Here is a 10614-nt window from a genome sequence, read left to right as displayed (position 1 = left end):
CGCCCGCCGCCCGCCGCCCGCCGCCCGCCGCCCGCCGTCCGCTCGCGGCTCCGCCGTCCGCCTCCACGGCTCCCGCCCCGCGCCGGACCGGCCGGTGCCCGCTCCGGACGTGCCCTCGGCGGGCCCCGGCGATCCGGTGGCCACCCGCACCTTCGGAGGCCGAGTCACCCCCGCGGGCACCCTCTGCGGCCACGCCCCGCGGTCACGCCCCGCGCGTCGCGGGACCGACCAGCCCGCTCTCGTAGGCGAGGACGACCGCCTGGACCCTGTCGCGGAGCCCCAGTTTCGCGAGGACGCGGCCCACGTGGGTCTTGACGGTGGTCTCGGCCAGGTGGAGGTGGCCGGCGAGTTCGGCGTTGCTCAGGCCCTGCGCGAGCAGCCGCAGGACCTCCAGTTCGCGCGGGGTGAGCGCGGCCAGGTCGCGGTGGAGCGCGGCGGCCGGGAAACCGGGGCCCGCCCCCGTGACCGCCCCGGGGCCGGTGGCCTGCCGCGCGTACCGCTCGACGAGGCGGCGGGTGATGGCGGGAGCCAGCAGTGCGTCGCCGGTGCGGACCAGGCGGACGGCGGAGACCAGGTGCTCGGGGGTGACGTCCTTCAGCAGGAAGCCGCTCGCTCCCGCCGTGAGGGCCGCGTACACGAATTCGTCGAGGTCGAAGGTGGTCAGGATGATCACCCGAGGCGCGTCGGGGGCGGCGCCGGCCAGGATGCGCCGGGTGGCTTCGAGGCCGTCCGTCTCCGGCATCCGGACGTCCATCAGGACCACGTCGGGCCGGGTGCGCCGGACCGCGTCGACGGCCTCGGCGCCGTTCGCCGCCTCGGCGACCACGTCCACGCCGTCCGCGGCGAGGATCATGCGGAAGCCGGCGCGCACCAGTGCCTGGTCGTCGGCGATCACCACCCGCGGTGGCCCGGTCATGCTGTCTCCAGGGGGATCAGTGCGGTCACGCGGTAGCCGCCGGTGAGCCGGCGGCCGGCCCGCAGGGTACCGCCGTACAGGGCGAGCCGCTCGCGCAGGCCGATCAGTCCCCGCCCGTTGCCGGTGGCGGCGGACGCCGACGGGGGGCCTCCGGTGTCGGTGACCTCCACGCGGAGGAACCCGGCGCCGTGCTCGACGGTCACCGCCGCCTCGGCGCCGGAGGCGTGCTTGACGGTGTTCGTCAGCGCCTCCTGGACGACGCGGTAGGCGGCCAGTCCGACCCCGGCGGGGACGTCGCGGGGGGTGCCCGTGACGGTCAGCGCCACCGGGAGGCCGGTCTGCCGGACCCGTGCGACCAGGGTCTCCAGCTGGTCGAGACCCGGCTGGGGCGCGAGGCCCCCGGCGGCTTCCGCGGCGGCCCCGTCGCCGGTGTCCACGGTGAGCAGGCCCATGACGTGCCGCAGTTCGGTCATGGCCGCCCGGCCGCCGGCCTCGGCCGCGAGCAGCGCCTCGCGGGCCTGTTCGGGGGCCTTGTCCATCACCGCGCGGGCCGCGCCCGTCTGGATGACCATCATGCTGACGTTGTGGGTGACCACGTCGTGCAGTTCGCGGGCGATGCGGGCGCGCTCGTGCTCGGCCGCGCGGCGCAGTTCCTCGGCCCGGTCGTGTTCCAGCGCCGACATCCGGGCCCGGCTCTCCTCGGCTCTGAGCATCCAGCCGCGCAGCCCGACGGTCGCCATCACCAGCGGGACGAGGACCAGCAGCGGGACGTACTGGTCGGGGACCGGGGTCGTCGGCGACACGCGCACGCCCTCGGCGCCACCGGCGACGGCGAGCACCAGCACCGGCAGGCTCACCAGCGTGGGCACCCGGTAAGGGCTGTAGGCGGCGGCGCTGTAGACGGCGACGACACAGGCGTAGAAGACGAGCCGGCGCGCGTCGTGCGGCGTCAGGACGGCCACTCCCGTCACCACCCACAGCGTGGCCAGCGGGTACCGGCGGCGCAGCACCAGGGGGGCCCAGGCGGCGACGGTCAGCGACGCCGCGGCGACCGCACTGCTCGTCCCCGTGGCCCGGACCAGCGGGGCCACGCCGTCGGGGGCCCGGGCCACCAGGACGGACCCGGTGGTCACCGCCCAGTTCAGCATCACGAAGCCGAAGGCCAGCACCAGTACCACGTCGAAGACGAGACCGCGCCGGGTCGGGCGCGGCAGCGGACCGGTCGGCCGCCACAGCGATCCGATCCCGTCCCGCAGCCGGTCTGCCACTGACGCACTCGTCACCGGGGCATTCTCACCGACGCGCGGACGCCACGGCATCCTCCCCGCCGGCCACCGCGCGGAGGCGGTGTCCTCCTGCCGACTACGCCCTGGGGACGACACGGCGGGAAGTCGTCCCCCGGTGCCACGGAAATGCCCCGGCCGACCGACGCGCCCGTACCCGCGGCGCGCCTAGCGTCCGGCGGGACACGCATGTGGACCGAGGCCGAGGGAGCCGCCATGACCGCACCGGTGATCGAACCGCCAGGCACCGAACCGCCAGTCATCGAACCGCCAGTCATCGAACTGCGTGAGGTGACCCGCGGATACGACGACGGGCCACCGGCCCTGGACGACGTGTCGCTCACGGTGCGCGCGGGGGAGGCGGTCGCGGTCGTCGGGCCGTCCGGCAGCGGCAAGTCCACGCTGCTCAACCTGGTCGCCGGGCTGGACCGGCCGGACGGCGGAAGCGTCAGCGTGGACGGCGTGCGCGTCGACGGGCTCGGTGAGGCCGCGGCGGCCCGCCTCCGGCGGTCCAGGATCGGCATGGTCTTCCAGTTCTTCAACCTGCTCGACGACCTGACCGTCATCGACAACGTCGTCCTGCCCGCCCAGCTCGCGGGCATGAGGCGGCGGGAGGCGTCCCGGAGGGCGAGGGAACTGCTGGAGGTCCTCGGCATCGACCGGCACGCCGACGCCCATCCGGCCCGGTTGTCCGGTGGCGAGCGCCAACGCGTGGCGGTGGCCCGGGCGTTGATGAACCGGCCACCGCTGCTGCTGGCGGACGAGCCGACCGGGGCGCTGGACACCGCGTCCGGACGGGACGTCGCCCGGCTGCTCGCCGAGCTCAACGCCGACGGCCAGACCGTCGTCGTGGTCACCCACGACCTCGCACTGGCCCGCTCCTGCACCACGCGCACGATCCGCCTCGTCGACGGCCGGATCACCGCCGACCGGGCGAGCGGCGACGCCGACGCCGACGCCGACGCCGACGCCGCCGACGGCGCAGGCGGCATCGCCGCCGCCGGCACCGCCGGGGGCGGCGTCACCGCGGAGACGGCCCGATGAGCGCTCTCGGCCGGGTGGTGCGCTCGGGTGTGGGACGCCGCAGGGTGCCCGGCGTCGTGATCGGCCTGGCCGCCATGATGGCGGTGGCCGCCTCCCTCCTCGGCGGCACCCTGCTGGTGGCCTCGAGCGCCCCCTTCGACGACGCCTTCGCCCGTCAGCGCGGCGCTCACCTGTCCGTCCGGTTCGACGCGGGCCGAAGCGACGCCGGGCAGGTGTCGGCGTCCGCGCGCGCCCGGGGCGTCGCCGCCGCCGAGGGACCGTTCCGCACGGTGACGGTCGTCCCGCACGCGGGGGAGGGCACGCCCGCGTGGCCGATGACCGTGGCGGGGCGCGCCCGGCCGGACGGAGCGGTCGACGCCGTCACGCTGACGGACGGCAGGTGGGCCGCCCGGCCGGGGGAGGTCGTGCTGTCCGCCGGCTCCGCGGTGCTGCCCACCCCCGGGAAGCGCCTCGTCTTCCCCGGCCTGCCCGGGGAGCCGGAGCTGGAGGTGGTCGGCGTGGCCCGGTCGGTCACCGGGACCGCCGACGCCTGGGTGGTCCCGTCCCAGATGGCGGCGCTCACCGCGCCCGGTGGCGCCGGCGGGTACCAGATGCACTACCGCTTCACCGAGGCCGGCACCGCCGCGCGGATCACCGCCGGCCGCCAGGCCGTGACGGCGGCGGTGCCGCCGGACGCGGTGACCGGTGAACAGTCCTGGCTCACCGTCAAGGAGTCCGCCGAACGCGACACCGCGCTGTACGTGCCCTTCCTCCTGGCCTTCGGCGTGCTGGGCCTGGTCATGTCGGTCCTCGTCGTCGGCAACGTGGTCGCGGCCACCGTCGGCACGGCGACCCGGCGGATCGGCATCCTCAAGGCCGTCGGCTTCACGCCCGCCCAGGTGGTGCGGGCCCACGTGGCGCAGGCGCTGGTCCCCGCGGCGGCGGGCACCGCGCTGGGCGTCGTCACCGGGCACCTGCTGGCCGTCCCGGTGCTGGCCGAGACCGAGGAGGTCTACGGCTCCACGTCCCTGGCCGTCACCCCCTGGATCGACGCGGTGGTGGTCGCGGGAGCGCTGGGCCTGGTGGCGGCGACGGCGTGGGCGAGCGCGTGGCGGGCCGGACGGCTGCGCACCGTCGACGCGCTGGCCGTGGGGCGGGCGGCCCGTCCCCGGCACGGACGCCGGGCCGCCCGCCTGGCCGGACGGCTTCCGCTGCCGAGGGCGATCGGCCTGGGCCTGGTCCGGCCGTTCGCCCGGCCCGGCCGCGCACTCGCCATGGGCACGGCGATCGTGTTCGGCGCCGCCGCCGTCACCTTCACCGTCGGACTGGGGGCGACCCTGGGCAAGGTGATGGAGGCGAAGGCCCACGACGCCGCCGACGTCACCGTGGAGCCGCCACCGCCGGAGCTGGGACCGCACGGCCCCCTGCCGCGCACCGAGGCCGCCGCCGACCCGGCGGAGGTCGCCGCGGTGATCGACGCCCGGCCCGGCACGACCGCGCACTACTCCCGGACGACGGTACGGGCGGCCGTCGCCGGGACGGCCGGGATCACCGAGGTCGTGGCCTTCACCGGCGACGCCTCCTGGGGCGGCTACACGATGGTCGAGGGCCGCTGGATCGCCCGGCCCGGCGAGGCCGTGGTGCCCGCCGGCTTCCTCGGCGCCACCGGGACCCGGATCGGTGACACCGTCACGCTGGACGGCCTCGGCGAGGCCGTCAGGGTGCGGATCGTCGGTGAGGTCCTCGACACCCGCAACGACGGCATGGAGGTCCTCACCGACGCCGCGACCCTCCCGGCCGCGCCCTCCTCGGCCGCCGTGCCCGCCGACACCACCCATCACATCGCGGTCGGGCCCGGCACCGACGCGGCCGCCTACGCCGCCGCGCTGAACGAGCAACTCGAGCCCCTGGGCGTCACCGCCCGTGCGGGCGGCGACGACCGCGAGAGTTCCATGGTCCTCACCCTCAACGCGCTGTCGGCGACGCTCACCCTGATGCTCGTGGCGGTCGCGGCGCTGGGCGTCCTCAACGGCGTCGTGCTGGACACCCGCGAGCGCGTCCGCGAGATCGGCATCCACAAGGCGCTGGGGATGACGCCCCGGCAGACCGTCGCGATGGTGCTCGCCTCGATCTGCGTGACGGGACTGGCGGGCGGGGCGCTCGGGGTGCCGCTGGGCGTGACCCTGCACGGCCTGGTCGTCCCCGCCATGGGGCGCGGCGCGGGTCTGAACCTGCCGGAGTCCGTCACGGACGTGTACCTCGCGCCGCACCTGCTGGCACTGGGGGTCGGCGGCCTGGTCATCGCCGTGCTCGGCGCGCTGCTGCCGGCGGGCTGGGCCGCCCGCACCCGCACGGCGGTCGCCCTGCGCACCGAATAGGGCCGGCCGGCGGTACGGCGCCCCGCCCGGGGCCCGGCGGGGCGCCGTACCGATGCGCCGAGGACGGCGCGGGACGGGATCGCCGGCCCGCGATCGCACGCCGAGGGCCCGGCCACCGGACGACCGGCCGTCAGGTCGACAGATCGACGGATCGGCAGAGGGCCGGGCCGGCAGGGCGTCGGGCCGACAAGTCGGCGGATCGGCAAGACGGCGGATCGGCAAAGCGGCGGATCGGCAAGACGGCGGGCCGACAGGCCGTCAGGCCGCCGTCGCGTCCTCGCCGAGCATCCCCCGGAACAGCTCCCGCAGCCCCTGCCGCAGGGCGTCCAGGTCCGGTGGGGCGGAGTGGTACGAGCCCGCCGCGCAGGAGAACATCAGGCCGTCCGCCCAGGCCACCATCGACAGCGCGTGCCTGGCCGGGTCGGGTGATCCCAGCCCCGCGAGGAGCCCGGTGGCCAGATCCCGGAAGCGCGCGCCGGCCGCGTCGAAGTGGGTGCGCAGCTCCGGGCGGCGGGTCGCCTCCAGGGCCAGTTCGTACCGGGCGACGAGCAGGCCGCGGTTGCCGGTCAGGGAGCGGTGGACCGCGCGGGCCAGGGCGTCGACGAGCCGGTCCGGACCGCCGCGGGGGTCCGGCAACTCGTCCACGGCGAGCACCTGGGCCTCCCGCTCGGCCAGCCGGAGCACCGCCAGTTCCAGCAGCGCCGCCCGGGTCCGGGCGACGTTCGAGGTGGAGCCGTGCGGCAGTCCGGCCGCCTCGTCGACCGCCCGGTGGGTCAGCCCGCGCATTCCCCGCTCGGCGAGCAGGGCGAGCGCGGTGTCGGCGACGACGGTGGCGCGGGACCTCGGTTCTGGCATGCCCCCACCCTATCGGCGTCACTACGCCTGTAGTAACTTGGGACATGCGGCACTACGGGTGTAGTGGCCGGCCTCCGGAGAAGGAGAACTCATGTCCCAGTCCTCGCGGGTCGTAGTCGTCGGAGGCGGTATCGGCGGCCTGGCCGCGGCCGTCGCGCTGCACCGGGCCGGGCGGGAGGTCGTCGTCCTGGAGCGCGCGCCCTCCCTGGAGCCGGTCGGCAGCGCCATCTCGCTCACGCCCAACGCGCTGCGCGCACTCGACGTCATCGGCGCCGGCGACGAGATCCGGTCCCGCGCCGCCCACGTGGGGGAGGGCGGCATGCGCACCCCCACCGGCCGGTGGATCGCCCGGACCGACACCGCGAAGGTGACCGAACGCTTCGGCGACCCCCTGCTCATGCTGCCCCGCGCCACGCTGATCGACGTCCTCGCCGCCCGCCTCCCCGGGAGCGCGCTCCGCACGTCCTGCCGGGCCACCCTCGCCGACCCGGGCGACGACGGCCGGCCCGCCCGGGTCATCACCCCGGACGGCGACCTCACCGCCGGCCTGGTGGTGGCCGCCGACGGCGTCCACTCCCGGACCCGCGGCGTCCTGTTCCCGGACCACCCCGGCGCCGTCTACTCCGGCTTCACCACCTGGCGCGTCATGGTCCCCGTGCCCGGCGCCGAGATCGTCTCCCACGAGACCTGGGGACCGGGGCGCCTGTGGGGCACGCACCGGCTCGAGGACGGCCGGGTCTACGCGTACGGGGCGGCCGTCACCCCCGCCGGCGGGCGCGCGGCCGACGACGAGAGGGCCGAACTGCTGCGCCTGTTCGGCGACTGGCACGAACCGGTCCCCTCCGTCCTCGCCGCCGTCCGGCCCGAGGACGTCCTGCGCCACGACGTCCACCACGTCCACCCGGCGCTGCCCGCCTATCACCGGGGCCGGGTCGCGCTGGTCGGCGACGCCGCCCACGCCATGCCGCCGACCCTGGGCCAGGGCGGCAACCAGGCGCTCGAGGACGCCGTCGTCCTGGCCCACCACGCGGACGGCCTGCCCGCCTACACCGCGGCCCGGCTGCCCCGGACCTCCGCGCTGGTGACCAAGGCGGTCCGCACGGCGCGGCTCGCCATGCTCGCCAACCGGCCGGCCGCCGCCCTGCGCGACGCCGCGATCGCCACCGTCTCCCGCACCGGGCCCGCCTTCTTCGTCCGCGGCTTCGACGGCATCGCCGACTGGAGGCCGCCGCAAAACGGTCGCCGGACCGCCGGCAGCGTGAGCTGACCGCCCGCGCGGGGAACACCCCCACCCTCCCGCGGCTCTCCGTGAAGAGCCGCGGGAGGGTGGGGGGTGCGTCAGTTATTCCTGATTCCGCATAGGGCGGACCAGCCGTCGGCGGGCAGCAGTCGTGTCCCGCTCACCCGCACGACGAGCCCGCTGTCGGTCTCGGGACCGTCCACCGGTGCCAACCGCGTCGGCACGATCGTCCCAGCCGCCCACAGCCTGCTGGCCAGGGCTTCGGCGTGGCCGGGCGGACCGGCAGCGCACCTGAGCTGTGGCGACCTGGCGCAACCTCGCGATCGGCGCGCTGTGACCGAACGGCGCGGAGGACATCGCCTCCGCGCCGTCGCCGCGATGCGCCTGACGCCCGCCGGCCCCTCACGCTCCTCGACCGCGCCTGAGCACGAAGCGGACGTCACCCGACCGCGCCGGAGCCCTGAAAACTGCCGCTGAACGACTTCAGACCCTGATCTCGGCCAGGCGGGCTGTCCCGCGAGGTCGTCGGGTGGAACGGCACTTCGGTGTTCGTCAGGTGTTTTTCCGACGGCTCCCCGGGCCGCTCAGGGGCCGATCGGGTCCGGTGCGTGCGTTCCCGGCCTTCCCTCGGGCCGGGAACGGGAAGTAACGCCGCCTCAGATGGTCGGGGTGTCGTCAACGATCGGCTTGTGGATCTCGACGACCGGCTTCCAGCCCGCGGAGAACTCGATGAAGTCCGCGCGGGTGGGGTAGGTGTCGATCGCGCGACGGTCACGCTTGGGGCTGTCGCTCGCCTTGCGCCCCCGGGGAATCTGCTCCTCGAAGATGTCGACCTTCACGTCGGGGACCTCCTTGAGGCCCTGGCGCCAGATCTGCACGATGTCGGCGCCGAACGCCTGCCGGGCCGCGGCGTAAAGGGCCGTGAGGGACCCCTTGTCCCCACCGGGGACGAAAAGCGCCAGATCCAGCACGACGCCGGCGGACTGGAGGACCTCGATGGTCACCGGGCCGTTCTCGTCGGCCACGTAGATTCCGGCTTCGTTCTCGTCGTCGGGAAGGCAGGAGACTTCTTCCTGGAATACGGTTCTCGCCGTGATCGAGCCGCCCTCGAAATGCTCACCGGGCTTGGTCAGGAAAGCAGGGACATAGCAGTCGGGAAGCTTGAGTTCTGCCGTGTCGGCGGAAACGAAGATCCTGTCCTTCATGCCGAGCTTCGTCACCTCTTCCAGCGAGAGGCGGCGAGCGGTGATCTTCTCCGTGTTCACGATTTCCCTTTCAGGTTGCACTGTCCCTCCGGACGAGGACGCTATCACGAAACCCTGAGGTCAACTGCCCGCTAATCTCTGGGTAAATGGCCTCCGGCGGCCTGCGTGGGAGGATGCCGGAGCGGGTGCCGCCCGGTGGGGAACGCCCATCCGCCGGGCAGTGTCCCTCGTCATGGTGTGGGGGATCAACCGGCGGTTGCATTTCGGTGCGTTGGGTAACACGGAGGAACCAAGGGAGAGCTTGCGGTGGATATCGCCCATATCGCCTTCGGGGAGGTGGTGGCGGGGTAAGGCGAACCATTCTTCGTGCGTCTCGAAGAGCGCAGCGGAAATCAACCGGATGGTTCGCCGACACGACGCGGAGACGCCCGCCGGCGGCGTCCTGTCATGTTCGGCGGGGTCCGGTGCACGGCAGGCACGGACGCCCCGCTCCGGTGACCCTCGGACACCTGGGTGCGTCTGCGTGAGGACCTCACACCGGCCGAACGGCGCGCTGCTCGGGAAAGTGCCGGCGAAAACCCTGGTGCTGCCCCACGCGAACTCCCGTGCCGTCCGCGGACTCGAGTCCTCCGCCGCGCTTCCCGAGCGCCTCGCCGTCGCCACGGCGGCCTCCCGCCGCGCCGACTTCGGCGGAGCCCGCACGGTGCCCCGGACGTCCGTGACGGAGCGGCCCCTCAGACGGTGAGGCGGTCGCCGGCGAGGCGGTCGCCGATCGAGCGGGCCACTTCGGTGTGCGCGAGGTACTGGTCGATGTCGTGCGCCCGGTCGCGGGCGTTGACGACGGCGAGGTCCGTCGGCCCGTCCCGCCAGGTGTCGGCGAGAGGGCACCCGATGGCCACCGGGTCGGTCGGGCACCAGGCGTTCAGCCAGTCCGCCACCTTGCCGGGACGGCCCGTCCCGTCGGCCAGCAGCCGCCTGTACACGCTGTCCATGCCGAGCGGGCTGCCCGCCGTCGTCAGGTGGACGACCCGCACGCCGGGCGACAGACGGGTGAGCAGGTCCATGCCGACGACCGTGCCCAGGCTGTGGGCGACGAGGACCAGCTCGCCCTCCTGCGGCACGGTCTCCAGGACGCAGGCCAGGACCTCCTCGCGGATGTCCCGGTCGTCGAGGTAGGCGGCGACGTCCCGGAAGACCAGGGAGATCGCCCACGCGTCGACGTCGCTCCGGGCGGCCAGCCAGCCCAGCCGCCGCCACACCGCGCCGACCAGCGGGTCCACGCCCAGCCCCTCGGCGGCCTCCACCCCCTCCTGCGCGCCGGGCGGCGCGTACCACTTGGCGGCGGCCTCGCCGACGATCTCCTCGTACACCGCCCGGGAACCGGGAGCACCGGGCACGGCCGCCGCCGGCCCGCCGCCGGCCGCGGGGAACGGGGAGGCCGGGGGGAGGGACTCGCGCGCGCCGAGGGCGTGCGCCAGCCGGTCGCCGTAGAACGGGAAGCAGACGTCCGCCGGGGCGACCGTCGGCAGCCCCGCGCGGACCAGGCCCTGGTTGAGGCCCGCGGCCCACTCGCGGCGCAGCGCCTCGGGGTCCTTGCCCTGCTGGGAACGGCCGTGCAGGAAGACCAGGTGCTTCCCGCCGCCGAACGCTCCGTCCCGCGCCCGCACGCCCCGGGCGCGCGGGCCGACCGCCTCCACGGACGCCCGCGCGGCGG

General features: G+C 75.3%; 8 protein-coding genes. 3 read left to right on the top strand and 5 right to left on the bottom strand.

Annotated elements, in window-relative coordinates:
* Positions 1 to 202: 202 nt before the first annotated feature.
* Complete coding sequence (locus A2U95_RS29895; RefSeq protein ID WP_166028785.1) at positions 203 to 916, bottom strand: response regulator; 714 nt, start codon at positions 914 to 916, stop codon at positions 203 to 205.
* On the bottom strand, positions 913 to 2235 hold the full coding sequence (locus tag A2U95_RS29890) for a sensor histidine kinase (RefSeq protein ID WP_166028783.1): 1323 nt from the start codon (positions 2233 to 2235) through the stop codon (positions 913 to 915). The genes A2U95_RS29895 and A2U95_RS29890 overlap by 4 nt, the downstream gene beginning before the upstream one ends.
* A 180-nt stretch (positions 2236 to 2415) precedes the next feature.
* On the opposite strand from A2U95_RS29890, the gene A2U95_RS29885 reads away from it, so the two are divergent.
* A complete protein-coding gene (locus A2U95_RS29885; RefSeq protein WP_166028781.1) occupies positions 2416 to 3243 on the top strand; it encodes an ABC transporter ATP-binding protein in 828 nt (275 codons plus the stop codon).
* Complete coding sequence (locus A2U95_RS29880; RefSeq protein ID WP_166028779.1) at positions 3240 to 5600, top strand: ABC transporter permease; 2361 nt, start codon at positions 3240 to 3242, stop codon at positions 5598 to 5600. Before A2U95_RS29885 ends, A2U95_RS29880 begins: the two co-directional genes overlap by 4 nt.
* A gap of 258 nt (positions 5601 to 5858) precedes the next feature.
* On the opposite strand, the gene A2U95_RS29875 is transcribed toward A2U95_RS29880, so the two are convergent.
* Positions 5859 to 6455, bottom strand: a complete 597-nt coding sequence (locus A2U95_RS29875; RefSeq protein ID WP_166028777.1) for a TetR/AcrR family transcriptional regulator — start codon at positions 6453 to 6455, stop codon at positions 5859 to 5861.
* A gap of 91 nt (positions 6456 to 6546) precedes the next feature.
* Here A2U95_RS29875 and A2U95_RS29870 point away from each other — a divergent pair, with 91 nt between their 5' ends.
* Positions 6547 to 7722, top strand: coding sequence for an FAD-dependent monooxygenase (locus A2U95_RS29870; RefSeq protein WP_166028775.1), 1176 nt, complete (start codon positions 6547 to 6549; stop codon positions 7720 to 7722).
* Positions 7723 to 8351: 629 nt separating this feature from the next.
* On the opposite strand, the gene A2U95_RS29865 is transcribed toward A2U95_RS29870, so the two are convergent.
* A complete protein-coding gene (locus A2U95_RS29865; protein WP_166028773.1) occupies positions 8352 to 8960 on the bottom strand; it encodes a hypothetical protein in 609 nt (202 codons plus the stop codon).
* Between the two features lie 674 nt (positions 8961 to 9634).
* Positions 9635 to 10614, bottom strand: a 980-nt coding sequence (locus tag A2U95_RS29860) for a lipase family protein (RefSeq protein ID WP_476756116.1), incomplete at its 5' end; no start/stop codon positions are given.

Source organism: Streptomyces chilikensis (assembly GCF_001642695.1).
Lineage (GTDB): Bacteria > Actinomycetota > Actinomycetes > Streptomycetales > Streptomycetaceae > Streptomyces > Streptomyces chilikensis.
Note: the sequence above shows the minus strand (reverse complement) of the source record. Positions and strands in the feature narration are given on the sequence as shown.

Excerpts from the sequence above, each read along its gene's own strand:
- A2U95_RS29885 (WP_166028781.1), top strand. The coding sequence starts at position 2,416 with ATGACCGCACCGGTGATCGAACCGCCAGGCACCGAACCGCCAGTCATC.
- A2U95_RS29870 (WP_166028775.1), top strand. The coding sequence starts at position 6,547 with ATGTCCCAGTCCTCGCGGGTCGTAGTCGTCGGAGGCGGTATCGGCGGC.
- A2U95_RS29875 (WP_166028777.1), bottom strand. The coding sequence starts at position 6,455 with ATGCCAGAACCGAGGTCCCGCGCCACCGTCGTCGCCGACACCGCGCTC.
- A2U95_RS29890 (WP_166028783.1), bottom strand. The coding sequence starts at position 2,235 with ATGCCGTGGCGTCCGCGCGTCGGTGAGAATGCCCCGGTGACGAGTGCG.
- A2U95_RS29880 (WP_166028779.1), top strand. The coding sequence starts at position 3,240 with ATGAGCGCTCTCGGCCGGGTGGTGCGCTCGGGTGTGGGACGCCGCAGG.
- A2U95_RS29895 (WP_166028785.1), bottom strand. The coding sequence starts at position 916 with ATGACCGGGCCACCGCGGGTGGTGATCGCCGACGACCAGGCACTGGTG.